The following is a 25517-nucleotide window of genomic DNA, read 5'->3' as shown; positions in this document are numbered from 1 at the left end:
ATACAAGCACAATAACGAAATAGTGGTAAGTATGAGTGCTATATTTGCCCTAACCTCAGACATATTCATCTTTCCATCCTCCTCTGTATAAATTTCCTTTGGAAGCTCTACTTCCTCCTTACTTTCGGATGTTTCAGAAACCGGAGAACTAAGTTCCTTCCTGGATCGTGCAATGAATCTTGCTGTTCTTTCTTGCGATTTTGACTTTCTTGAATTTGTTTTTCAGCGCCTTCCTTTTCTTCTTGCAATTCAGAGGAAGCTCTGTATTTCTTTAGTTTATGATGAATACGGAATTTACCCTTGGTATATTTTCTTTTATTGAATTCTGGCGTAGTTCCACAACCAACTAATAAGCAAGAAAAAATGGTAATGATAAGAATGTTTAGCTTTTTCATGATTAGGTTTTTTTAGGTTTCTTATTTGTAAAAGTAAAGCCACTTCCCCAATAAAAAAATGTGGATTCTCGCAGGTAGCTTATTCTCTAGTTTTACTATAAGATTTCAATTCCCATACAGAACAGCATCTTTTCAACCCCAAACAGGGATAAAAATGGCAGCTCCCCAATAGCTTGTTTTTAGTAAGCAAAGTGCTACAATTACGACCGGAGGAAGTGAGGGTAGCACATATTGCGACTTAAACGAGCTCTTGGGGACTATAATGATTAGCCCGGCCGTTTGCCAAAATATGAGCCATAAAAAAAGTCCGACACCAAAGGCATCGGACTTTCTCTTCTTTATCTTGAGGATTATACCAATTCGATTGTCAATTGATCTTCTTCCTTCGTTACTTTAGTTAAACCGTGTTTTGCCAAACCTTTCACTCCTTTATCCCACTGCTTGTTAGATAAACCAGCTTGTTCTTTCAATACGTTTAAGTCCATTTTTTGCTGTTTCGCAAGTAAGTCAAAAATCAACTTTTCGTTTTCATTCAACTCAGGACCTTTCTTTGCTCCAAAAACCTCAGGTCTCATTTGCGGGAAGAACAATACTTCCTGAATTGCTGGATTATTGGTTAAGAACATGATTAATCTGTCCATACCAATACCTAAACCAGATGTTGGTGGCATACCGTATTCCAAGGCTCTTAAGAAATCTTGATCGATAAGCTCTGTTGCTTCGTCATCTCCTTTTTGTGCCAAACGAACTTGGTCTTCGAAACGTTCTCTTTGATCGATAGGATCGTTCAACTCTGAGTAAGCATTTGCAATTTCTTTACCACAAACCATTAACTCAAAACGCTCTGTAAGACTTGGGTCTTCTCTGTGTTCTTTACACAATGGCGACATCTCTTTCGGGTAGTCTGTAATGAAAGTTGGTTGGATGTAGTTTCCTTCACATTTCTCTCCGAAAATCTCATCGATCAATTTACCAACACCCATCGTATCGTCAACAGCTATTCCCATTGATTTACACGCTTCTCTTAATTCATCTTCCGTTTTACCTTTGATGTCGAAACCTGTAAAGTCAATAATAGACTGACGCATAGTAACACGCTTATACGGCGCTTTGAAATCTATTTTATGCTCTCCAAATGTAGCTTCTGTTGTTCCGTTTACTTCCATTGCACAGTGCTCTAATAAACGCTCTGTGAAATCCATCATCCAGTTGTAATCTTTGTAAGAAACGTAGATTTCCATGGCTGTAAACTCTGGGTTGTGTGTTCTGTCCATCCCTTCATTTCTGAAGTTTTTAGAGAACTCATACACCCCGTCAAATCCACCACAAATCAAACGCTTTAAGTACAACTCATTGGCAATACGCATGTACAAAGGAATATCCAATGCATTGTGGTGCGTAATAAATGGTCTTGCCGCCGCTCCACCAGGGATAGACTGTAAAACTGGAGTTTCAACCTCCATATATCCTGCATCGTTAAAGAAATTACGCATCGCCGTAAACAACTTTGTACGCTTCACGAAAATTTCTTTTACTTGTGGATTTACCGTTAAATCAACGTAACGCTGACGGTAACGCAATTCAGGATCTGTAAACGCATCGTGTACCTTTCCATCTGCATCCGTTTTTGGAAGTGGTAATGGTTTTAAAGATTTACTTAACAAAGTAAAGTTCTTTACCATAACCGTTGTTTCACCAACTTGCGTTTTAAACACCTCACCTTCAACTCCTACGAAGTCACCAAGGTCTAGTAATTTCTTAAACACATCGTTGTACAAGCTTTTATCTTCTCCCGGACAAATTTCATCACGGTTAAAGTACACTTGAATTCTTCCATCTGCATCTTGAAGTTCACCAAAAGAGGCCTTTCCTTGAACCTTTCGACGCATTAATCTACCCGCAATTACAACCTTTTCTCCCTCAGTATAGTTTTCCTTAATCTGAGCAGATTTGTGCGTAACAGGGTACAGTGCTGCAGGATATGGGTTGATCCCTAAATCCCTCAATTTATTCAACGTTTCTCTACGCTGAATCTCTTGATCTGAAAGTTCAATAACACTCATTTGATAATCTTTTAAATACAATTATGTATTAGTCGTTTTTAACAATTTGCAAAGATAAGTCATAAAAATGAAGTGAGAAGTCTATCTCCTTGGATAAATGTGGAAAGCAGATGAAATTTAACGGATTGTAAGCTGGGAGTCTGTAGAAATTTCAATTTTCGGCGAAAAATCTATGCGATTCCTAACATTTTCATCACCATCCCCTATATTTACCCTCATATGTGTGGTTTCGCAGCTTTTATAGATTATTCTCAAAAAACAGACTTGAACACCCTTCAAGCCATGACCCGTACCCTCCACCATCGCGGTCCGGACGGAGAAGGTTTTGAGCTCATTCAAAAAGGGAATTTCAGCCTGGGTTTGGGACATAAAAGATTGTCCATTCTAGATCTTTCTGAGGCTGGAAAACAACCCATGCAGCACCAACATTTGCGAGTGATTTTCAACGGGGAGATTTATAATTTCGAGGAAATCAATAAAGAATTGACAGTACTAGGCCATAGCTTTAGATCACATTCTGACACCGAAACCTTATTACATGCTTACGAAGAGTGGGGTGCAAAATGTCTCGAGAAGTTTATCGGAATGTTTTCTTTTGTAGTCTTCGATGAAAAACAAAATAAAATCTTTGCCGCCAGAGATAGAGCTGGAGTAAAACCCTTTTTCATTTATGAGAAAGATGGACTCATGCTACTTGCTTCAGAACTGAAAGCTTTTCACCAACACCCCCTATTTGAAAAGGAAATAGACACCAATGCACTGGCTGCTTTTATGCAGTATGGAAATATCCCTTCGCCTCATTCAATTTTTAAAAAGGTAAGAAAATTAGGAGCAGGTGAGTATTTATACCTCGACTTAGCAACAAAAAAAATAGAACAAAAGAAGTATTGGGACATTTACAACTATTACAATCAACCCAAGAAAAACATAAGCTTTAAACAAGCGAAGGAGGAAACAAAAGCGCTGTTAACCTCTTCTTTTCAATATAGAATGCGCGCCGATGTTCCCGTGGGAATTTTCTTGAGCGGTGGTTATGATTCGGCCGCGGTGACTTCGATTTTACAAGCCAACAATAGTCAGCAGCTGAAAACTTTCACCATAGGTGTACCTGACATAGGCCTCAACGAAGCTCCTTATGCCAAAGAAGTTGCCAACCATCTGGGTACAGACCATTACGAATTCCAATGCACCGCCAACGAAGCCTTGGAGTTAATTCACAAATTACCCTATCATTACGATGAGCCTTTTGCAGACAGTAGCGCTTTGCCTACAATGTTGGTCAGTAAAATGGCCAGCGAACATGTTACGGTAGCCTTAAGTGCAGATGGAGGTGACGAAATTTTCGCAGGCTACAACCGCTACGATTACCTTTTGAAAATGCTTCCTAAATTGGAGAAGCTACCCCGCTTTGCTGGTAAAACCATGGCCAACATCATGGATCTTATTCCCTCCAACGCCATCCCTGTGCTTAAACACAAGTACAACTTTCATAACCGTTATGAAAAGATGAAAGGGATATTGAAGAACCCGGATGCGGAGTCTATCATGCTAAGTTTGAGTCAGCAATTTACAGACGACCAAGTACAACAACTTTTAAAAGAAAGAGTGACTACTTTGGACACGCTTTATACGAGCAAGGCCTTGAAAAAGGAACACTTCTCGCCCTTGGCCTACATGCAAGCCATAGACTTCAATACTTATATGTTAGACGACATACTTACAAAAGTAGATAGAGCTACCATGTTTGCCAGCATAGAAGGAAGAGAACCTTTGTTAGACCATAGAATAGCAGAATATGCGGCCCAATTACCAGATGATTTTAAATACCACAAGGGTGTCAAAAAGCACATTTTAAGAGAAATCGTACACGACCATATTCCTAGGGAAATGATGGAAAGACCCAAGCAAGGTTTTGCCATTCCCATTGCAGAATGGATGTGGAAAGAATTAAAGGAGCACGTCAATCATTTTATCTCTGAAGAAAAAATTACCCAACAAGGCTTCTTCAATTGGAGCGCAATAGAAAAACTAAAACGCAATTTCTACGCGGGTAAAAAAGAACTCGATTTTAAAATGTGGTATTTATTGATGTTCCAAATGTGGTACGATGAATGGATGGAGGCAAAATAAAAAACGCAGTTTTTCACCGGGCTTTCCGCTATAGTTTTCAAACTAAAAAGACATTCAACTAAAATACAAAAGGGCTACCCGTGGGCGCCCTTCTCTATTAAATTTCATTTGTCTTTCTATCTTAAAAAGTGCCGCTGCTATCCCTTTTTGGATACAATTGATATTTTATTGTTATTATTATCCCTTATTCTCTTTAAAGATATAAAAAAGAGGATAAATTTCATTTTAACCTTAAACCAGATAAATGGCAAACATTAATGACTTTAAATTATTGAATATAAAATGTAGATCTTACTTTGATATTCTAGAGCATGTTCTTGATAAAAATATTGAGCCCCCAACAGATATTCATAAAGATAGAATTGGATTTTATCTTTTAATGTTAGAATCTGTATTAAATATAAAAGACATTTCAGAAATTGTAAACCTAATTACAGATAAAGAATTTAACCAATTCGTTTTTAACAAGGGAGAAGAGGATTATGGTGTCGATGCTATTCACATAGATGAAGAAGAAAATTACATAAATTTTTTCAATTTCAAATTTAGAGAAAAGTATAATCCTAATAAGGAACAAAATTTAAATGAAACATTCCTATCCACAAAACTAACCAATGCAATAGTCGCTGGTGATTTATCTCTTTTATCTGGAAAAACTAAAAAAATTGCAAAACGAGTAATTGAAAAATTGAATGGCCGAGAAATTTGGAAACTAAGATTATATGTAATCAGTAATGAATCCAAAGAGCTAAATGTCGATTCTATGGAAATAAATCAACTAAAAAATTTGTATGATTTTGAAACGATAGCAATCGGTTTAGATTCCATTACCGAATCTATGTCTATAAGGCCTGAATCAATAAATTCTACGCTGCATATTGATAAAGATTCAATTTTACCTTTTTCAGAAAGCAGTCTATCATCCTCTAAGTCATATGTAATCAGAATTACAGCGTCGGACTTAATTAGGATTACCTGTAATGATAAAAGCCTCCGGGATGATTATAAAATGGAAGATTTTTCACCATTAGCAAATACAAAAATGGACTTTAACTTACTATTCGATAATGTTCGAGGGTTAATAGTTAAGTCCAAATTCAATAATGGAATTCTTGAGACATTAAAAGATGAGCCAACAAAGTTTTTCCTTTTCAATAATGGCTTAACTATAACGGCAACAGATATTAAATCTGAGGATACAAATGCTAATAAAAAAGTTAAAATTACAATAGAAGATTTTCAAATTGTTAATGGAGGACAATCATTAAGAACCATTCATCATTTTAATCAAATGGATGAAGAAAATATTACCAAGTATCTTTCTCAATGTCAATTGTTATTGCGTGTTTTTAAAACAGCTAACGATAGTAAAGTAAGAAATAAAATAGCTCAATTTACAAATAGTCAAAATGCCATATCTAACATAGATTTAAAATCTCTGAATGAAGAACAATTACAAATTGAGCAATTCCTAGATACAGCAGATATAATATATGCCAGAAAAACTGGTGATACAGGGATTAATCCTTCTAAAAATTACAAATACAAAATTAGTATGGAAAAGTTAGGTCAAATTATGTTTTCCATTCAAGGCTTTCCCGAAAAAGCCTCTAACCAAAAGAAACAAATATTTGACAAATATTATTTTCAAATTTTTAAAAGTGAAAATTTCGATTTAACCAAAACACCTGAATTTGTTAAGAAATATTTCGAAATCAAATCTATATATGAATCTTTGAACATATATAAAGTATCTGATCAAAAAATATTCTACATTCTTTACCTAGAATATTTAATGAATGGGAATATTAAAGAAAAAATTGATTTGTTTGAAAACCTACTTAAAAACTATAGATCAAATGAAGAAATTTCGGATGCTAGAAAACTAATTAACACAAGATTTAAAGAAGAGTTGGACGAGAAAATATCGAATCTCGCTGAAGTAGTTGCTAATTAGATAAAATGAGGGCTTCGTTAAAAAAGCCCTCATTTTATTATACTAAGGTTTCTACCCCTGCAAACTTCACTTCAACTTCATCTAAAATCGCTCTGATTTCATCCAAATTAAAAGAAGTTACCAAGCGAGTACGGTAATCTTTAAAGTGAGGAATTCCTTTGAAGTAATTCGTATAGTGACGTTTCATTTCAGCTATTCCCAAAGTTTCACCCTTCCATTGGATACTCATATCCAAGTGTTCACGTGTTATGGCTACACGTTCTTTAATGGTAGGTTTTGGCAAATGTTGTCCGGTTTTCTGGTAGTGCTTTATTTCATTAAATATCCAAGGGTATCCTATACTTGCTCTACCTATCATAATACCATCAACACCGTATCTATCTTTGTATTCAACTGCCTTTTCTGGCGTATCTATATCTCCATTTCCAAATACAGGAATGTGCATTCTTGAGTTATTTTTCACTTCAGCAATCAAACTCCAGTCTGCTTCTCCCTTGTACATTTGCTTACGCGTTCTACCGTGAATAGAAATCGCTTCAATTCCTACATCTTGTAAACGCTCTGCAACTTCAACAATGTGTTTAGAGTTATCATCCCAACCCAAACGCGTTTTTACAGTAACAGGAAGCTTCGTCGTTTTCACGATCTCCTCTGTCATTCTAACCATTTTGGGGATGTCTTGCAAAATTCCTGCTCCTGCACCTTTACACGCCACTTTCTTTACCGGACAACCGTAGTTAATATCAATGATATCAGGGTTGGTTTGCTCCGTAATTTCTGTAGCACGCTTCATACTTTCAATGTCGTAACCAAATATCTGAATCCCAACAGGACGTTCGTATTCAAAAATATCCAGCTTCTTCACACTCTTAACGGCATCACGAATCAATCCTTCAGAGGAAATGAATTCTGTGTACATTAAATCAGCTCCGTTTTTCTTGCACAAGGCTCTAAAGGGCGGATCACTCACGTCCTCCATGGGTGCCAACAATAATGGGAAATCTCCTAATTCTATGTCGCGTATTTTTGCCAAAGTCTTTGTATTTGAGGGGGCAAAGTTACAGATTTTATTAGGAACCAAGAAAAAGAATTGAAAACGCGTGTTTTAAATGACAAGTTTCTGAATTTCAACATGATTTCAGGGATTCTTTCCTTAGCCAATCTACGCAAAACATTAAATTCTTACATCTTTAACTATTTGCATCCCACAACGCTTTGCCATCTCCAAAACAACTCCTAACTTTGTATCAAACTTTTAGGGGTGTCTTTTACTGAGTTTCAGTAAAATTCTGAGAAATACTCTTCGAACCTGAGGCAGTTAAGGCTGACGTAGGGAAAAAGTTCAACAGTACTTGAGGACCCTCAAGTTTGCTGCGGTGCTTTTTTAGAAGAATACTCCTAATGTAAAGAGCAAATTATGTTACCGCGCATACAATACATTACACATCCCAACGAAGATTTTCAAGATTTATCTTGGGTAGATCGCTTGTCTGAAGGAGGTATTAAATGGATACAACTGCGTATCAAGCAAAATCATTTCGAAGCGCGCCATCCCGAACAAGATTACAAAACTTTCTTCACAGAAACGCTTTTCGATTTGGCAGAGAAGTGTAAGACATTGGGTGTTGTTCTTACGGTAAACGACCACTACAGTTTTGCAATCAAAAACAATGTAGATGGCGCTCATGTTGGTAAAGAGGATGAAGCTCACAGCACAGTAAGAACCTTTTTAGGCGAAGACAAAATCATAGGGGCTACCGCCAATTCAATAGAAGATATCTTGAGCTACAATTTAGAATTGTTGGATTACATAGGCTTAGGTCCTTACACCTTTACCACCACGAAAGACAAAGAAAAATTAAGTCCTTCTCTAGGAAGCAGAGGTTATAATACTTGCTTGCAGATCATGAAGGCGAAAAACATAGACACACCTGTTTACGCCATTGGAGGAATTGAATTGGAAGACATTCCCCAAATCATGCAAACTGGCGTTTACGGTATTGCAATTTCTGGATGCATACACAATGAAAAATTTGATGTGGCACACATTCAAAAATTTGTAGATTTAGTAGAACAGAATGTGAAGCAAACTTCACCATTAACGGAAAGAAAATGAAATTAGGAGACATAGAAATACAATCGCGTTTATTTACGGGAACTGGAAAATTTAGTAGCAATGCCGTAATGGAAGAAGCTTTATTGGCCAGTGGTTCTGAATTGGTAACGGTTGCTTTAAAACGTGTGGATGTTCAAAATGAAAATGACGGAATTTTACGTCATTTGAACCATACGCAATTCAACTTATTACCGAATACTTCAGGGGTAAGAAACGCTAAAGAAGCTGTTTTTGCGGCAGAATTGGCAAGAGAAGCTTTGGAAACGAACTTGGTGAAATTAGAAATTCACCCCGACCCAAAGTATTTAATGCCAGACCCAATTGAAACCTTGAAGGCTACAGAAGAATTGGCTAAAAAAGGATTCATTGTTTTGCCCTACATTCATGCAGACCCTGTTTTGTGTAAACATTTAGAGGACGCAGGAACAGCTGCGGTTATGCCTCTGGGAGCGCCAATTGGTTCTAATAAAGGGGTACGAACGCGTGATTTTATTGAAATTATCGTAGACCAATCGAGAGTTCCGGTAATTGTTGATGCAGGTTTGGGAGCTCCTTCTCACGCAGCAGAAGCTATGGAATTAGGTGCTGATGCTGTATTGGTAAACACAGCTATCGCTGTTGCAGGAGACCCTGTGAAAATGGCGATTGCCTTTAAACAAGCGGTAGAAGCAGGAAGAATGGCCTACGAAGCAAAATTGGGTGGTATTCAAAATACAGCCGTTGCGAGTAGTCCATTAACAAGTTTCTTAGAAGATTAATCTTAAAATCCAGGTCAAATGTTCAAAGAGGAAGTAAACAAAATAGATTGGGACCAAACCAAAGCCAGCATTTATGGTAAAACTGCCGCAGATGTTGAACGTGCTTTGCGCAACCCTAAAAGAGATTTGGAAGATTTCAAAGCCTTGATTTCTCCGGCAGCCGCTCCTTATTTAGAGCAAATGGCCGCCTTGAGTCAGCAATTAACCCAAGAGCGCTTTGGAAAGACCATACAGATGTACATTCCAATGTACTTATCCAATGAATGTCAGAACATTTGTACCTACTGCGGATTTAGTTTAGATGTTAAAATCGACCGTAAAACACTTACAGATGAGGAGATTTTAGCCGAGGTTAAGATTATCAAATCTATGGGCTACGATCACATTTTGATTGTTACCGGAGAAGCTAACAAAACTGTAGGAGTTGATTATTTCTTAAATGCCATAGAACTCATCAAACCTTACTTTTCTCATATTGCCATGGAAGTGCAACCGCTCGATCAAGAAGATTATGAAAAATTGATTGCTGCAGGTTTAAACACTGTTTTGGTCTACCAGGAAACTTACCACAAAGACGATTATAAAATTCACCACCCGAAAGGAAAAAAATCTAACTTCGATTACCGTGTAGATACACACGACAGGTTAGGAAAAGCAGGAATTCATAAAATGGGACTCGGTGTGCTTTTCGGTTTGGAAGATTGGAGAACAGACACTTTCTTCTGTGCTTCACATTTAGACTATTTAGAGCGTACATATTGGAAGACCAAATACTCTATTTCTTTCCCACGTTTGCGCCCTTGTGCCGGTGGAATTGAATTGAAATCGGTTATGACAGATAGAGAATTGGTACAATTGATTTGTGCGTATAGAATCTTTAACCAAGAGGTAGAGTTGAGTATGTCTACCCGAGAATCCGAAACTTTTAGAAACAACATTATAAAACTCGGAGTTACCAGTATTTCAGCTGATTCTAAAACAGATCCAGGAGGTTATGCTAACCCTGAGGTGAATTTGGAGCAATTTGAAATTGACGATAAAAGATCTACGGAAACCTTTATAGAGGTGATTAAAAAACAAGGCTACGAACCTGTTTTCAAAGATTGGGACTTGAGTCTACAATAACAAACTTAAAAAGTGATACGCAATGAAGGTGTATCACTTTTTTTTGGTCTAATCATTTCCTATTAATGCAGGCTACTTGTTGGGGCAAAATCAAACAGGGACAGCAATGGCAGCGCCGCAAAAAATGAAGTAGTGGAACTTAACCAAAGGGGTACGACCAACGGAAGTGGACCTGAGGTTTAGTGACACTTCTGAATTTATTGGGGACTAAAATGAATGGCCCGGCCGTTTGCCAACTCCTTAGCTTTACAAGTCATTCTAATTTTACAAGCTCCTTTCTACTTATCAAAAACCACTTTTTTAACATCTTTGCAGCCATGAAAAAATTGCTAGGAATTTTAGGAATCTGCCTTGCTATCAATGCAAGTGCACAGTTGGAAATAGGGGCAACAGCACCGGAAGTACACGTAGATCATATTTTTAATAAGGCGGACAATGTAGTACCTACTTTGGAACAGTTAAAAGGAAAATATGTAGTGTTAGATTTTTGGGCAACTTGGTGTTCTCCATGTGTGGCGTCTTTCCCTAAAATGGACAAATTATATACTGAGTTTAAAGATCAAAACGTTCAGTTTTTAGCCATAAGCACAGAGAAATTGGCAAAGGTGGAAAACTTTGTAAACCATACTGATTACAACTTTTGGATAGGAGTAAACGAGAGCAAAGAAGACTTTAAAAACTATAAAATATCAGCTATTCCTCAAGTTTATGTAATTGACCCTCAAGGTAAAATAATACATCAGGCCCATCATTTAAACAAAGAAGAATTGGTTGAAATCTTGGAAAAAGGAAAGTTAGAACAAGCGGCAACAACGGGTGAAGAAAAAGAAAGTGTGCTTCCCTACCGAGGATTTTTAGCGGGAGAAGATCCTTTGATTCGCACCGCTTACTTTTTAGAACACGGGAATAATAAGAATATGCCTGCAGTGTATGAGCAACATATTTTTAGACCCTCTTTGGCAGAACGCTATTACGGCAACAGAACTTCTTTTAAAGGAGACACAGCCAAAGTTACCTTCCACGGCGCTACGCTTTCGCAGATCGTTTCTGTGTTGTTTGAGCTTCCATCTGAAGTATATGTTAATGATCTTGTACAAGACTCAACTTTATACGATTTGGTGTATTACTCGACTTCTGCCGACAAAAAAGCAGCCTTACAAGAAATTAAAGAAGGCCTAGAGAAAAATTTAGGAGTACAAGTAAATTGGGAAAAGTACACTGCGGTACAAAATGAGTTTTCTGTAGAGCAGTTACCAACAACGGCAATTCACAAAGACAGTGTTGTTGAGGGAACGTATTACCTATATACGCCATTCCCGGTATTCTTAAAACACTTAGAAAACAAAAGTGGTGAAGTCTATACGATGAAGGACGAATACTTACATTACACGCTTTTAAATAAAGATATGGATAGAGGTAAACTATATAAAATGACAGCAAAAGAAATTGAAGACTATTTGATAGCGGCTGGTTTTGCCATCCATAAGGGAGAAACAAAAATCAAGCGTGTTTCTATCCAATAAGAATTAAAGGTTAATACCAAAAAAAGCCCCTCAGCAGCAAATCTGTTGAGGGGCTTTTTTTATTTCTTCAACTTAATGGGCGCCTTAAACTCTGGGCCAGAAAGTAAACTTCCTATCTTTTTAGTATTTGGAAATTCATCTAATATTATCTTGATGAATACTGTAATTGGGATAGACATGATCATACCTGGAATTCCCCAAATGAAGCCCCAGAACATTAACATCACCAAAATTGCAATTACGTTTATAGAGAATGATTTCCCCATCATTACAGGTTCTATTATCCCTCCAAACAAGGCTTGTACTCCTGTTATTACTAATACAAAGAAAAGTAAAGTTCCTGTTGGATCTAATTCTACCAAAGCAAATATTGCTAAACAAACCACCGAAATAATAGATCCTATCATTTGTACGAAGTTGATGAGGAAAGCAAATAGTCCCCAAAAAATTGGAAAACTTACATCAAAGGCTATACAAGCTAAACTAAAACCAATACCTGTAAACAAACTCACCAAGAATTTCACTTTCACAAAGGTGATAAGTTCACTTTCTATTTTCATAAAAGTCTTTACCGAAGTAAACTCATTACGGATTACAAAATCCTGTAGCAGCTTCTGAACATTGATGGATTCTGCTAACCAAAGTACCGTAAAGAAAATGGTTGTTAAAGTCATGGAAAGCAAATTAGACACAGCACCAAAAGCACCTCCCAATTTACCTGCAAAATTGAACTGCTCAGCTACATCTTTCAAGGCAGCTTCTTTAGAGCTTACTTCCATTCCTAGCATTTCTTGTCCGGAAGTAATTAAATAAGCTATTTTCTCTTTGGCCTTTGCAAAGAATTCTGGATCTGCATTTCTAATTTCTCGTGATGCTAAAGCGAAAATTTCCACTCCCGCGTAAATTACTCCTGCAAATACAATCAAGGAAATTACGATAGATAGTACTCTATGAATCCCTTTGTTTCTCAACCATCTCATTAAGGGTAAAAACAACAAAGCAATGAACATAGAGAAAACCAAAGGAACGAAAATGAAAGACAAAACTTTCAGTAGATAAAAACACAAGGCGATTACTATTACTAACAGCAAACGGTTGGTCATTTTTAAATCTTTCATTTGAGCTGAGTTTTAATTCTTAGTATTGGTTCGCAAAAGTAGACTTTTCTGGGTATTAATGCATTGTCTACATTAAGTTTTACAACGAAAAAATTGAAATTAAAACTTAAAACGACAAGGTTTTATTTGAAGGCAGACTGATAAAACTTCCTGGCATAGTAAAGCCAAAACAAAAGGAGTAAGGGAAGTACAATTATGATGAGTTTATTATAATCCCAAGAAGCTTGAAAATCTAAGTGAATGGCGTGTTGAACGCTACGTGTTATTCCGCAACCGGGGCATTCTTTATTGAAGAGTAGTTTGGAAGGACATATACTTTGTCCCTCATCGAAATACGTGGCTGGTAAAAAAAGCAAAAGTAAAGGGATGCACATCCAAACAACAAACTTGATTTTTCTGTACATCCCTTTTTCTAATTAATTGATAAATCTATTACGCATTTTTGTTTACGACGATAATCGCGTGAATGATACCTGGTACCATACATAAAATACAAAGCAAAAGATTTAGTAAAACCTGACCGATGTCCCAGTTCGTAACAATCCCTACCGCTAAAAATGGAATTAATACAGCTAAAACATATAATAAGATCAATTCTGTATCATCTGTGAAAGAAGAGCTAGCCTCCTCTTTATTTTGACTGACATCCATGGCAGCAACATCTTTCGGAAGATCCTTATCTGCTAAGGCTTTTTCGATTTTATTTACAGCAGCTTTTGCAATTAACTTGTCTTTTAAGCTTGGCTTGATCTTCTCATTTACCTGTTTCTTTTCACGGTTATTAACGGGAGTTGTTGTTTCCACTTTTGTTTCAGCAACTGGCGTCATTTCAGAATTTTCTAACGCTATATTTTCTGTTTTATCCGTAGTTAACTCAACCTCTTTCACGGGTAATTTGAAATCAAAATCTTCTTGAGTTGTAGGTGTGTTTTCAGTTTTCGCAACCAATTCCTCTTCATGAGTTCCTTTGGTTCTTTTAAACTTCGTTGATTTTTTAACGTGCCATCCTTTGGTGTATTTTCTTTTTTGAATACGGTTGTTATTAACAACTTCATTAGATGTTGAGCACGACGCAAGAACAATGGCTGCTAATGCGATTAAAGTGGTTCTTTTCATAATAATAGTTTTAATTCAAATCGGAATTTACTAAAAATGTGCCAATTTTTGGGAATTTGTACTTTTTCGATTTATTTCCGTTCCTATGCAATTCAAAAGAAACATATTCAGGCTATTGTATCAAAGCGTTGAATTTCCGAACCCTCCTTTCAAGGGAAAATTTTCCGCTCTTAGAAGTATCTACAATTAATCTTATTTTTGTGCGTTAGTAACATGCAAAAAAAACTCACCTAGTTTATGGTGCCCAAGACCCTTAAAAACTACATACTGAAATTTTCAAAGACCTATTTTCAGATTTTCCTTCCTTTATCTCTTGCTTTTATTTTTGCGCGCACTGTAGAATTTTTATTTCTCATTAACAGAGGTTTCACGTACCACAACATTTTAAGAAGTTATAGCTACGCCATAGAGTTTGACCTTATACTATTTGGCGTAATTGGATTAAGCATATTCCCTTTATCCCTGCTTTTAAAAAAAATATCGATCAAAATATTTAATAATTTCCACCTGATTTTTGGAAGTTTACTCATACTACTCAACACACTTTTTACCAAATTCTTTTTAAGCTCACATTATTTACTGGACATCTCGATATTTAGCTTCAGTTGGGAGGAGATAAAGTTGATCATTTCGGGAGACCAATTTGTTTTATTTAGCCTGTCAAGCCTTACCTATCTAACAGGAATAATAGCGGGAGTTATTTACGTTGTGAGTTTTAAAAGTATCTCGAAGAAAGAAAAGTTAAATCATTACTTCCCTTTGGCTTTCTTTATCATACTTTCTGCACTGTTCATCTTTCGCATGGATGTTAACCCACACCACAACAGTAAATACAGTTATTACGAAACAAAACTTCACAGTTCAAAAATTACACACTTTTTGAGCAGTGTAATAGAGCATTACTCTAAGAACGATCAAGCGAACGTTGACTACATCACATTAATAAAGAATTATAGGGAACACACTGAACAGGAAACAACCTCATCTTTTCTAGCTTTTCCATTTTGCAAGAAATTGGATACAAATAGGAATGATGTATGGAAACCCTACATTCACAGAACAGACTCTATGAACATTGTTATGATTTACCTCGAAGGTATGTCATCCGAATTTATAGGAGATTCTTCGAAGTACAGAGGAGGAACACCTTTTTTAGACTCCTTAGCTAAGAAAAGTTTATACTGGCCCAACATGTTAAGCATTACAGACCGAACTCATGGCGTTTTTGCTGCAACTTTAGGAGGGTTACCTCACGGATACGAGCGCGGTTTTCTTAATTTAAAGAATTACCCCTTATTTCTTTCGCTTCCCCATTTATTACAAAAAAGGAATTACAACTTCAATTTCTTTTATGGCGGAGATGCTTATTTCGATAGTTACCTAAGGTTCCTTAAAAAATTGAATTTCTCAAACATTGTAGACCTTGGATACATGGAGAAGAATTATCAACTCAAGGGAAACAATACACCCGAGAAATTCTCTTGGGGTTTGCATGATAAGAAGGTGGCTCAATCGTACTTTAGGTTCATGGATGAAAATACAAATACTCAGCCTTATTTCAATCTGTGGTTAACCTTGAGTCTCCATTCACCCTTCGATATTCCAAACAAAGCACATTATATAGAACGCACCAAAACTCAATTCGAGCACCTCGGCTCTGGTTTTGTTGAATATAATAAAGACGTACTTTCTTCTCTATGTTATACGGATGATGCACTAAGAGCATTTTTTGAAGACTATAAAAAACGTGAGGATTACAAGAACACCGTATTCATTTTAATGGGTGATCATGCCGTATTAAACCTTAACAATACCGATGTACTCGGATTATACAACGTCCCATTAATTGTGTTTTCCCCTTTGCAAAAAGAAGTCAAGACCTTTCATGAAATTATTTCGCATTGGGATATACCACAGAGTTTGATGGAGTTAATAGACAAAGATTTCAACAAAAAAAACCTGATGGTTAATTGGCTTGGAGCAGGCATGAAGTTTTCTCAAAAATGCAGTGCTTCAGAACCTATTTATTTGGGAACATTTAAAGGAGACCTTTATGGTGTATGTTGGAAAGACTACCTACTCATGCACGATAAACTCTACCATATCCATGGTGATTTTGAATTAGAAGAAGTTGAAAATCAAGAGATAAAACATAGCTACCAAGCGCTTTTATCTGAATATGAATTATTGAATAGTTATACGATAGAGCAAGAGAAAATATATCCTTTGCAAGCTATTATTTCACTAAATGAGGATGGTCAACTTGAATAGCAAAAGGCTCTAACGCCTTCGCTTTCATCAAAGCACTAGAATCTGCAATTGTCCACAACTGCACTTCCATACCCTGCTTTCTTGCCTTTTGTAGTAAACTAAAATTCAAACTTGTATCTGCTAAACTACAAGACACTCCATCCAATCCCTTCTCTGTTGCTTTATCCAATTTTTCTTGAAAATTTGAATAGGCCAATAAATGACATCTCACTTGGGGATGGTCTTCTTTCACCTGCTCCAATATATAGGTGTAATCAGTTTCTAGAATAAGTTGATGGGTGATATTATATTTTTCAAAAAGGAAATCTAGGTGTTTAGCCATATCGTCAAAGTAGGCTTCATTGGCACTTGACCCTTCAAAACAAGCTTCAGCAAAATACCCCTTAATATCCAAGGAAAGCGTTTTATCCCTGTACTCACTCTGGGACAAGAGTTGAAAGACCTCCTCTAGCGTACACAGACTATCTTCTATACCTTCTCTACATTGTCTTAACTCGTGCAGATATACATCCTTGCTTTTTGGTACACAGATTTGATGTGCTAGACTATCGCAAAAATAACTGAGTAAGGCATCGTGGTAGACCCATATGGTTCCATCTTCACTCATTTGAATGTCAATTTCGCATCCGTCAAGTTGATTTAGGCCATTGCGAATAGAAGCTAAGGTATTTTCAATCTTACCCTCTTCTACATGAGCACCACCTCCTCTATGACCTAAAACAAGATTGGTGGCAATATACTTCACATTTTCATCTCCCTTAGCGGGGTCTTTACAAGAAGACCCCAACAAAAGGAAAATTATACATGTGATTTGTAGTGCTTTCATTTACACTACTATATTAACTATTCTTCCTGGAACAACAATTACCTTTTTCGGCGACTTACCGTCTAAATATTTTTGAGATTGTTCCATAGCCAACACCTCTTTTTCCACGTCTTCTTTCGACATAGAAGTAGGTAATTCAGCTTTAAACCTCATCTTACCATTGAAACTTACGGGGTAAGCAAAGGCATCTTCTACCAAATATTCTTCTTTGAATTCAGGGAAAGCCGCATAACTAATCGTTCCTGCTTCGTGACCTAATTTCGTCCAAAGTTCTTCAGCAATGTGAGGTGCATAAGGAGATAACAAAATGGTTAAACCTTCTAAAATCTCTTTGTTGTTACACTTCAACTCTGTCAATTCATTCACGGCAATCATAAAGGCAGAAACTCCTGTATTGAAAGAGAAACGCTCCAAATCTTCGTGAATCTTTTTAATGGTCTTGTGTAAAGTTTTCAATGCTTTTTTGTCCGCTTCTCCCTCTGAGATAGCTACATTATTATCTGCATCGTGGAACAAACGCCAAAACTTTCTTAAGAAGTTATGTACTCCGTTAATTCCTTTTGTATCCCATGGTTTTGCCTGGTCGATTGGTCCTAAGAACATTTCGTACATACGCAAAGTATCTGCTCCGTACTTCTCTACCAAATCGTCTGGGTTTTGTACGTTGAATTTAGATTTTGACATCTTTTCAACTTCGTGACCACACACGTAAGAACCATCATCTTCTAAAATGAACTCAGCATCTGCAAATTCTGGTCTCCAATTTTTAAATGCTTCTTGGTCTAATTTATCATTGTCAACAATGTTGATGTCAACATGAATTCTAGTTGTTTGGTGCTCTTTACGCTTTCCGAAGGTCACAAAAGTATTTGTATCCTTGATACGGTAAACAAAACTACTTCTACCCAAGATCATACCTTGGTTAATCATTTTTTGGAAAGGCTCATCAAAAGGAACAAATCCTAAATCATGCAAGAATTTGCACCAGAAACGTGCATATAACAAGTGTCCTGTTGCGTGCTCGGCACCACCAATGTATAAATCTACATTCTGCCAGTACTCTACTTTATCTTTGGCTACAAACTCGTTTTCATTTTTAGGATCCATGTAACGCAAGAAGTACCAAGAACTACCCGCCCAACCTGGCATAGTGTTCAATTCCATTGGCCAAGTACACGTACCATTTTGCTTTTCATTATCCTTCAAAATGTTTTTGTTTGTACACCAGCTCCACGTTTTTGCATTTCCTAATGGCGGCTCACCATCTTCTGTAGGTAAATATTTATCTACTTCTGGAAGTGTAATCGGCAAAAACTCATCCTCTATCATTTTAGGAATTCCATTCTGATAGTAAACAGGGAAAGGTTCTCCCCAGTAACGTTGTCTTGAGAATACAGCATCTCTCAACCTGTAATTCACTTTTGCTTTACCTAATCCTTTTTCTTCAATGGCCGCTATTGCTTTAGCCATCGCTTCTTTCACTTCTAAACCAGATAAGAAATCCGAGTTTGCGATTGTACCTGATTTTTCAGCGTAAGCTCCTTCAGAAATATCAACATCCGCAAAAATGTTTTTAATTTCTATATTGAAGTGCTTTGCAAAGTCGTAATCTCTTTGGTCTCCACAAGGAACCGCCATTACAGCACCTGTTCCGTAAGAAGCCAATACGTAATCTCCTATCCATACTGGAATTTTTTCTCCAGAGAAAGGATGAATCGCGTAAGCTCCGGTGAACTGACCACTAATATTCTTCGTCTCAGACATCCTATCGCGCTCTGATTTTAAACCAGCCGCCTTTTGGTATGCCTCAACTTTTTCTTTATATTCTTCTGTTGTGATTTGAGCTACTAAATCGTGCTCTGGAGCCAATACCATGAATGAAACTCCGTAAATTGTATCTGGACGTGTTGTAAACACTTCGATATTCTCCTCACTGTTTTCTAAGGCAAAACGAACCGAAGCACCTGTACTTTTACCTATCCAGTTACGTTGAATATCTTTGATTGAATCTGTCCAATCTACTTTCTCCAACCCTGTTAATAAACGCTCAGCATATGCTTTAATACGCATAGACCATTGACGCATTAACTTTTGCTCTACGGGATGACCACCTCTTTCTGAAACTCCATTTACGATTTCATCGTTGGCTAAAACAGTACCTAAAGCCGGACACCAATTTACCCAGCTATCCGCCAAGTAAGTCAAACGGTAATCCATCAAAATATCGCTCTGCTGTTTATCATCGAACGCTTTCCACTCTTCAGCAGTGAATTCGATTTCACAGTTGTGCTCTGCATTAACTGTTGTGTTTCCTTCCTTCTCGAACTTTGCAATCAACGCATCAATGACTACTGCTTTATCCGCATCATAATCATAGTATGCATTAAACAATTGTTTAAAAATCCATTGCGTCCATTTGTAATAGGAAGGATCCGAAGTTCTCACTTCTCTATCCCAGTCAAAAGAAAACCCAATTTTATCTAACTGCTCACGGTAACGCTTCAAATTAGCTTCTGTGGTAATTGCAGGGTGTTGACCCGTTTGAATAGCATACTGCTCTGCCGGTAATCCAAAAGAATCATAGCCCATAGGGTGTAAAACATTATACCCCTGCAAACGCTTGTAACGAGAAAAAATATCAGAAGCAATGTATCCCAGAGGGTGACCAACATGTAATCCTGCCCCAGAAGGGTAAGGGAACATGTCTAGACCGTAAAACTTCTTTTTATCCTTGTTTTCCTCTGTTTTGAAAGTTTTGTTTTCTGCCCAAAACTTTCTCCATTTTTGTTCTATCTCCTGAAAATTATACTCCATCTCTATGCGTCTGAATTTTAAGGCTACAAAAATAAATATTAAAATGAAGAAGTACTAAAATATAAGCACTAGTCGTCGCTGTATTTCTATTTGTTGTAGGATACATTTGCCGCCTAATTCTTCATTACTAATTGCGAAGATTTAAAACACAAAGGAGAAATCTCCCCTTTTCATCAACTTTCAATGCCAATTAACAAAGTGTGTAAAACGTTTTAACTACACTTTCTAGTAAAGACAGGAGCTTGATCATCGAAAACAATCCAACTTTGAACTATTTTATTTTGTCATTCAATGTAAATCTCGTATCATTACAGTGACGAAACGCTGTGATTTAGTGACGAAATACTACTACAAATGTGACGAAGGGACGAAATACCCCTTTATCAAACAAGGGTTTTACCCCTGTTAAAGATCAATCACTAATTAAGGTATTTAAACATATATCATTGAAAATAAGAACAATTGGCTTGTACAACACAATAAAAAAAACTACAAAACAGAAACCAATAAAAGGAACCTACATTTTCAACAACTACCGGTAAAAAACACATTAAAGTTCATAAAGACGAATGCTTTGAACCGATGAAAATGAAACAATTAACACTGCTACTCATACTGCTAATAGGAGCTACAAGTTTTTCTCAGAACTACATGCCGAGCTGTCAAACATGGTTCAGGGCTAATGAGAATGTTTACACTTGGTTTGGTCTTACAGCTTTCAATAACAGTTCTGTATTATCTTGGAGTGACAATTCTATGAATCATTGGGATGCCGAAGGTTTATTCTCACTAACGAGTAATCCAAATCCTATTTATTTAAGTTCAGCGGCAACCGATGTGAATTACAACCCTTGTATTGAGTTTGATGGTGTAAATGACAAGTTGGATTTAGGGGATAACTATCCCTTTAGTCAAAACAACGGCATCACCTATTTTGTAGTTGTAGAACCTGAACAAAGCAATAAACCAGAAGCATTTGTATTCGATTTTGGGAGTTATGCCAATAAAGGTTATGGACTTACACATTCTTCGGGTACATCTATTCACTATTCATCAACTGCAGCAGGAAATGGAGGAGCAGTAAGTGGATTAAACCATAACTTTGGAACCGAAGCAGTTATCATAAAATATGAAATTGAATTTGGGGTGGAGCAACGCCTTTTCTATCAAGGTGAATTTTTAGCCAGCGACGCCGCTCCTATCTCTTTACCTAATTTAAATTCTCAAGCCATTGCTGTTCAAAATGCCAACGCTGCCTCCAAAGGACCATTTACTATTGGAAGACAAAGTAAAAACAGTGGATTATCCAACAATAACATTCGCGCATTTCAAGGAAAAATCATGGAGGTAATCGGAATTGAAAAAATACTTTCCGCAACGGAATCTAGAGCCATTGAAAGTTACTTGGCATTAAAATATGCTATTACCTTAGATAATACGGGATACAATACCGGTCTTCCCCTCCTCAATTACATAGCTTCTGATGGCACAAATCTATATAGTGTATATGATGCCAATTACTACAATGACGTAATTGGTATTGGTGTAGATGAGAATATGAGTATTTACCAAAAACAATCTCACACGGCAAATGATGACTTTCGAATTTACATTGGTCAGCTGGCCGCTAATAATTCTTCCAATGGAACATCATTTACACCGAACTCAAACCCAAGTAACATTCAGTATATCGTTAGCGGAAACAATCAAGCTGCAACTTATGCCACTACAAATTCTATGATGGAAAAACCTAGCTCTATCAACAGTAGAGTAGAAAGAGAATGGAAAATAGAGAACACTAATTTTGCCGGTAGTTTTAGTATGGATTTAGAACTTGCTAACTACGCTATTAACAGTGGAGTAACTTTATCTGATCTTCGATTACTAATAGACGACGATGGGGATTTTACAAATGCCCAGAGTTATTCTACTGCGAGTGGAATTAGCTTCGCGTTGAATGGAAATATGCTGACGATTGCTAATATACACGACAGTATTCTTCCCACTAATTCTACCAAATTCATTACCGTAGGTTCCATCGGGGTTGGGACACCTTTAGCGGTGAGTTTGAACTACTTTGAAACAACATACAATGCTAATCAACAACACATACAGTTAGACTGGGAAACATTAACCGAGGTGAACAATGATCATTTCATCATTGAGAAATCAACGGATTCAGAGAACTGGGAGTTAATTGCAAAAATCCCAAGTGCCGGAAACAACTTTAATCCACAGTACTATTCTTACACAGATGATAATTCAGCACCGGGTATTTATTATTACAGACTTTCGCAAAGCTCACTAGACGGAGAACGAACGCCTCTTGAAATTTCTTCAGTAGATGTAATTCAAAATGAAGAAACTGTAGAGCTCTATCCGAACCCTGCGAAAAACTTCATCAGTATAACATCACCAGACATTCAGAACAAACAAATTTCCCTATTAAATGCACAGGGAATAAATGAGAAAAACATAAGCTTTCAACCCAAAAACAACCATACACTTCTCCTCGATATTAGCGCCCTCCAAAAAGGCATGTACTTTGTCGTCATTAATGGGGAAAGTTATAAATTCATCAAAAGATAAAGGTGAATCATTTAGGGAAAATAATGCTGGTCACGAATACTCAATCGATAATCTAAAAGGTGAGTGTCAAAACCTAATCAAGCTACTTGAGCACGGTAATATGACCTAAGCGCTCTTCTCGAACACCATCAGAGTTAGTGAATCTTGCTTTCCAAGTAAAAGTTCCATCCTTCACCATATTACCTTGTAAATTTCTGCCATCCCAACCTGTGTTCTGATCAAAAGATTCATGTACTAATTCTCCCCAGCGATTATAAATCTGTAAAGAAAATTCAGAAATATCATACACTACAATCTTGAATACATCATTTACCCCACTTGCATTTGGCGTGAAAGTATTGGGTGCATAAAGCGTTGTAAGGGGTTGAATATAAACCGACACAAAACTGGAATCCCTACATCCCCATTCGTTGATTAACAATTGATAAGGCCTGTGATACCCACCCTCATGATAGATATGCGTGGTAAATCTATTCGTCGTAAACACACTATCATTGAAATAGTAATAATGCTCTACTCCTTGGTGACTTAAATCTTCGAAAGTAAAGGTATTATGAAAAATATCTGTAACCGTTGGAGTAACGAAAAACGATGAATTTGGTGAAGGCTTAACGTCAATATAGGCTAATTTGGTAAGGGTGGTATCTACGGTACATCCTTCGGTAACTTTAATATTCAAACTCACATCATAGAGTCCAGGGTTGTCATAAGTATGAATGGGATTTTGATGCGTTGAACTTTCACCATCTCCAAAAGTCCAGAAATACTCTATGGGTGCATCTGCAGCTGAACTATCATAAAAAATGACTTGTGCCGGTGCACAATGCAATGCAGGATCTATATAGAAGTTTATGGTAGGTTCCATAAATATGAATACAGAATCGGTATAACTTGCTGTACATCCATTTTCCTCAATTGAATACGTAATAGGAATGAATCCACTCGTATCAAAAACTACTCCGAACACATCTTCTGTTTCCACAGAATCTACATTTGCATGACCGTCAAAGGTCCATAAATACTGCGTCCCTACACCAGAGTATTGTCCCTCCCCTTCAAAATCATATAAATTCCCTGTAATACACATAGAGTCAGGTTGTTCAAACTCATTTGTGATTTCTTCATAAAAATAAAAGGTCTCTACTGTAGTATCTGAACAGGCCCACCCTGGATTAACGATTAGTGTTACTTCGTACATCCCCTCTGCAGGAAAAGTAAATGTAGGTTCAAAACCTGTACTTTGATCTGTAGTTGTACCTGCCACCCCAAAATCCCACTGATAATTAGAACCACCGTAACTTTGATTATCGAAAGTAAAAGTCAACCCATCACAAAAGGAAACAAAACCGGGTGTATTTTCCTGTTCGGTAATGATGGACTCTAAGGTTATATCACAATTGATTACTTTGAACAAAAAATCTCTACGTGTCACTCCTATGAGCACCCCATTTCTATATTCATACGCACACACACCAACAGCATATAAGCCTAAATTTTGTGGACTTGCGGTTAACAAACCACTGGCGGGATCTAAATTGATGGGGCTATTTCCTCCAAAGGGTTGAGCTGCCGAAAAACCACCACTCCAATTCACTGGTGTATAAGGCGGTGCAGAAGCAGGATTTACAACAGGCATAGCACTTGTTCCTCCATGAAAAGGAGTACAAAGTTCATACACTAAGCTGTCTCCATCTGGATCCGTCGCTGAATGATCAAAAATCAACTCATCGTTATTACACACTACCAAAGGAGGAAAATTGTTAAATCGCGGTGAACTATTTGTTAGCGCTCCAAGATTCGGGGCTGGAATATCAGTAGTTAATGTAAGTCCTGTATCGTCTGGCACTAGCAAATTCACAACGTTTGGTCCTCTACAACATCTTTGGTAACTTAGAGTAAAGCCCGAAGTATTATTGGGTAATGTAATTATCGTTTGGTATATCGCTTCCTCTACACAAACGTTATTGGGAGGATTGATACACGGGTTGGTAAACTGTAAGGGTAATACTTGCGACCCAGGAAAGGGTACATCAACTGTGGAAATAATATTTCCATTTCCATCAAAAATGGTAAGGGGTAAAGGATTGTCGTATTGAGCTCCAGTGGAGAAACAATCTCTGTAAAGCTTTATGGTTACCCTATACTGATTCCCTCCCAAATTGTCATAGTAAATTTCACCTCCCACAATGTGCGATGCAAAACTCAGACTCGAAAAGAGTAAGAAAATTAGTATTAGGATAGTCTTCACGGTTAAATGAACGTTAAATTATTGTTTATAGTTGTCCTCAATTGGATTAAAAATAAACAATATGTCAAAGCTTTACACTCTTAACAAGCTGAAAGTGAATTGAGTTATACAACTCTAAGGTTTGTCTTCAAATTTATTACTCAGTAATAGCTCAGGAAACTGCATGGGATTTTCATATTTATACCACATCCCTAACTGCAAACTTTTATAATTGGAAACAATTTTTCCTGAACTTTTATCACTTTCATCAAATGAAACGCCAGGCTTTCCCAAAACTTTTAAGGCATAAGGGTAGTAGTCTCTTTTGAGCACATGGCTGCTGCATACCCCATTGATAATCTCACCGTATAATTCATACATGATTACATGAAAAATCAAATGAACGGCGTCTTCCTTATGAATAAAATTGGTTGGATGCCAGCCTCCTTTTACATCTGTTCTACCTGCAAAATATTTAGCAGGTTGCCT

At 37.0% G+C, this 25517-nt stretch carries 18 protein-coding genes and 1 riboswitch; of the genes, 8 read left to right on the top strand and 10 right to left on the bottom strand.

Annotated features, from left to right (window positions below):
* Positions 1-107: 107 nt before the first annotated feature.
* Both AC22ZQ_RS01950 and lysS read right to left on the bottom strand, forming a co-directional pair.
* Positions 108-395 carry a hypothetical protein gene (locus tag AC22ZQ_RS01950; protein WP_318956889.1) on the bottom strand — a complete coding sequence of 96 codons (288 nt, stop codon included), beginning with the start codon at positions 393-395 and terminating at the stop codon, positions 108-110.
* Between the two features lie 350 nt (positions 396-745).
* Positions 746-2449: a lysine--tRNA ligase gene (gene lysS, locus AC22ZQ_RS01945; RefSeq protein ID WP_413468665.1), complete on the bottom strand. Its 1704-nt coding sequence runs from the start codon at positions 2447-2449 to the stop codon at positions 746-748.
* A gap of 228 nt (positions 2450-2677) precedes the next feature.
* Between lysS and asnB the strand changes: the two genes are divergently transcribed.
* Both asnB and AC22ZQ_RS01935 read left to right on the top strand, forming a co-directional pair.
* Positions 2678-4588 carry an asparagine synthase (glutamine-hydrolyzing) gene (gene asnB, locus AC22ZQ_RS01940; protein ID WP_318956887.1) on the top strand — a complete coding sequence of 637 codons (1911 nt, stop codon included), beginning with the start codon at positions 2678-2680 and terminating at the stop codon, positions 4586-4588.
* Between the two features lie 244 nt (positions 4589-4832).
* Positions 4833-6545, top strand: a complete 1713-nt coding sequence (locus tag AC22ZQ_RS01935; RefSeq protein WP_318956886.1) for an AIPR family protein — start codon at positions 4833-4835, stop codon at positions 6543-6545.
* 37 nt (positions 6546-6582) lie between these two features.
* Here AC22ZQ_RS01935 and dusB read toward each other — a convergent pair whose 3' ends face one another.
* Entirely contained in the window at positions 6583-7578 is a 996-nt protein-coding gene (gene dusB / locus AC22ZQ_RS01930; RefSeq protein ID WP_318956885.1) for a tRNA dihydrouridine synthase DusB, read from the bottom strand.
* A 214-nt stretch (positions 7579-7792) separates the two neighbouring features.
* A riboswitch (TPP riboswitch) is annotated at positions 7793-7898 on the top strand.
* Positions 7899-7962: 64 nt separating this feature from the next.
* On the opposite strand from dusB, the gene AC22ZQ_RS01925 reads away from it, so the two are divergent.
* The 4 genes from AC22ZQ_RS01925 (at position 7963) to AC22ZQ_RS01910 (ending at position 12067) form a co-directional block, all read left to right on the top strand.
* Complete coding sequence (locus tag AC22ZQ_RS01925) at positions 7963-8661, top strand: thiamine phosphate synthase (RefSeq protein ID WP_318956884.1); 699 nt, start codon at positions 7963-7965, stop codon at positions 8659-8661.
* Complete coding sequence (locus tag AC22ZQ_RS01920) at positions 8658-9419, top strand: thiazole synthase (RefSeq protein WP_318956883.1); 762 nt, start codon at positions 8658-8660, stop codon at positions 9417-9419. The genes AC22ZQ_RS01925 and AC22ZQ_RS01920 overlap by 4 nt, the downstream gene beginning before the upstream one ends.
* An 18-nt stretch (positions 9420-9437) precedes the next feature.
* On the top strand, positions 9438-10544 hold the full coding sequence (thiH, locus tag AC22ZQ_RS01915) for a 2-iminoacetate synthase ThiH (RefSeq protein WP_318956882.1): 1107 nt from the start codon (positions 9438-9440) through the stop codon (positions 10542-10544).
* Between the two features lie 317 nt (positions 10545-10861).
* Complete coding sequence (locus AC22ZQ_RS01910; RefSeq protein WP_318956881.1) at positions 10862-12067, top strand: redoxin domain-containing protein; 1206 nt, start codon at positions 10862-10864, stop codon at positions 12065-12067.
* Positions 12068-12126: 59 nt separating this feature from the next.
* Here AC22ZQ_RS01910 and AC22ZQ_RS01905 read toward each other — a convergent pair whose 3' ends face one another.
* The 3 genes from AC22ZQ_RS01905 to AC22ZQ_RS01895 all read right to left on the bottom strand — a co-directional run bounded on the left by AC22ZQ_RS01905 (position 12127) and on the right by AC22ZQ_RS01895 (position 14301).
* Positions 12127-13185 carry an AI-2E family transporter gene (locus tag AC22ZQ_RS01905; RefSeq protein WP_318956880.1) on the bottom strand — a complete coding sequence of 353 codons (1059 nt, stop codon included), beginning with the start codon at positions 13183-13185 and terminating at the stop codon, positions 12127-12129.
* Between the two features lie 122 nt (positions 13186-13307).
* Positions 13308-13559: a DUF2752 domain-containing protein gene (locus AC22ZQ_RS01900; RefSeq protein WP_413468664.1), complete on the bottom strand. Its 252-nt coding sequence runs from the start codon at positions 13557-13559 to the stop codon at positions 13308-13310.
* A gap of 58 nt (positions 13560-13617) precedes the next feature.
* The gene (locus AC22ZQ_RS01895; RefSeq protein WP_318956879.1) at positions 13618-14301 is read right to left on the bottom strand and encodes a YqaE/Pmp3 family membrane protein; all 684 of its coding nucleotides are present in this window, start codon (positions 14299-14301) and stop codon (positions 13618-13620) included.
* 708 nt (positions 14302-15009) lie between these two features.
* Between AC22ZQ_RS01895 and AC22ZQ_RS01890 the strand changes: the two genes are divergently transcribed.
* Positions 15010-16572: an LTA synthase family protein gene (locus tag AC22ZQ_RS01890; RefSeq protein ID WP_318956878.1), complete on the top strand. Its 1563-nt coding sequence runs from the start codon at positions 15010-15012 to the stop codon at positions 16570-16572.
* On the opposite strand, the gene AC22ZQ_RS01885 is transcribed toward AC22ZQ_RS01890, so the two are convergent.
* On the bottom strand, positions 16538-17398 hold the full coding sequence (locus AC22ZQ_RS01885; RefSeq protein ID WP_318956877.1) for a glycerophosphodiester phosphodiesterase: 861 nt from the start codon (positions 17396-17398) through the stop codon (positions 16538-16540). The genes AC22ZQ_RS01890 and AC22ZQ_RS01885 overlap by 35 nt on opposite strands.
* The gene (leuS, locus tag AC22ZQ_RS01880) at positions 17399-20212 is read right to left on the bottom strand and encodes a leucine--tRNA ligase (RefSeq protein WP_318956876.1); all 2814 of its coding nucleotides are present in this window, start codon (positions 20210-20212) and stop codon (positions 17399-17401) included. It abuts the gene before it with no gap.
* Positions 20213-20800: 588 nt separating this feature from the next.
* Here leuS and AC22ZQ_RS01875 point away from each other — a divergent pair.
* The gene (locus tag AC22ZQ_RS01875; RefSeq protein ID WP_318956875.1) at positions 20801-22801 is read left to right on the top strand and encodes a DUF8202 domain-containing protein; all 2001 of its coding nucleotides are present in this window, start codon (positions 20801-20803) and stop codon (positions 22799-22801) included.
* 82 nt (positions 22802-22883) lie between these two features.
* Here the strand turns inward: AC22ZQ_RS01875 and AC22ZQ_RS01870 are convergent, their stop codons facing one another.
* Both AC22ZQ_RS01870 and AC22ZQ_RS01865 read right to left on the bottom strand, forming a co-directional pair.
* Entirely contained in the window at positions 22884-25049 is a 2166-nt protein-coding gene (locus AC22ZQ_RS01870; protein WP_318956874.1) for a PKD domain-containing protein, read from the bottom strand.
* A 114-nt stretch (positions 25050-25163) separates the two neighbouring features.
* A partial coding sequence (locus AC22ZQ_RS01865; RefSeq protein ID WP_486756232.1) for a Rossmann-fold NAD(P)-binding domain-containing protein occupies positions 25164-25517 on the bottom strand: 354 nt, incomplete at its 5' end.

It is taken from the genome of Lishizhenia sp. (genome assembly GCF_057456495.1).
Note: the sequence above shows the minus strand (reverse complement) of the source record. Positions and strands in the feature narration are given on the sequence as shown.

What these genes read in the sequence shown, in the direction of transcription:
- AC22ZQ_RS01920 (WP_318956883.1), top strand. Translation starts at nt 8,658, where the DNA reads ATGAAATTAGGAGACATAGAAATACAATCGCGTTTATTTACGGGAACT.
- thiH (WP_318956882.1), top strand. Translation starts at nt 9,438, where the DNA reads ATGTTCAAAGAGGAAGTAAACAAAATAGATTGGGACCAAACCAAAGCC.
- AC22ZQ_RS01885 (WP_318956877.1), bottom strand. Translation starts at nt 17,398, where the DNA reads ATGAAAGCACTACAAATCACATGTATAATTTTCCTTTTGTTGGGGTCT.
- AC22ZQ_RS01950 (WP_318956889.1), bottom strand. Translation starts at nt 395, where the DNA reads ATGAAAAAGCTAAACATTCTTATCATTACCATTTTTTCTTGCTTATTA.
- AC22ZQ_RS01925 (WP_318956884.1), top strand. Translation starts at nt 7,963, where the DNA reads ATGTTACCGCGCATACAATACATTACACATCCCAACGAAGATTTTCAA.
- AC22ZQ_RS01875 (WP_318956875.1), top strand. Translation starts at nt 20,801, where the DNA reads ATGAAACAATTAACACTGCTACTCATACTGCTAATAGGAGCTACAAGT.
- AC22ZQ_RS01895 (WP_318956879.1), bottom strand. Translation starts at nt 14,301, where the DNA reads ATGAAAAGAACCACTTTAATCGCATTAGCAGCCATTGTTCTTGCGTCG.
- leuS (WP_318956876.1), bottom strand. Translation starts at nt 20,212, where the DNA reads ATGGAGTATAATTTTCAGGAGATAGAACAAAAATGGAGAAAGTTTTGG.
- asnB (WP_318956887.1), top strand. Translation starts at nt 2,678, where the DNA reads ATGTGTGGTTTCGCAGCTTTTATAGATTATTCTCAAAAAACAGACTTG.
- AC22ZQ_RS01910 (WP_318956881.1), top strand. Translation starts at nt 10,862, where the DNA reads ATGAAAAAATTGCTAGGAATTTTAGGAATCTGCCTTGCTATCAATGCA.
- AC22ZQ_RS01900 (WP_413468664.1), bottom strand. Translation starts at nt 13,559, where the DNA reads ATGTGCATCCCTTTACTTTTGCTTTTTTTACCAGCCACGTATTTCGAT.
- AC22ZQ_RS01935 (WP_318956886.1), top strand. Translation starts at nt 4,833, where the DNA reads ATGGCAAACATTAATGACTTTAAATTATTGAATATAAAATGTAGATCT.
- AC22ZQ_RS01905 (WP_318956880.1), bottom strand. Translation starts at nt 13,185, where the DNA reads ATGAAAGATTTAAAAATGACCAACCGTTTGCTGTTAGTAATAGTAATC.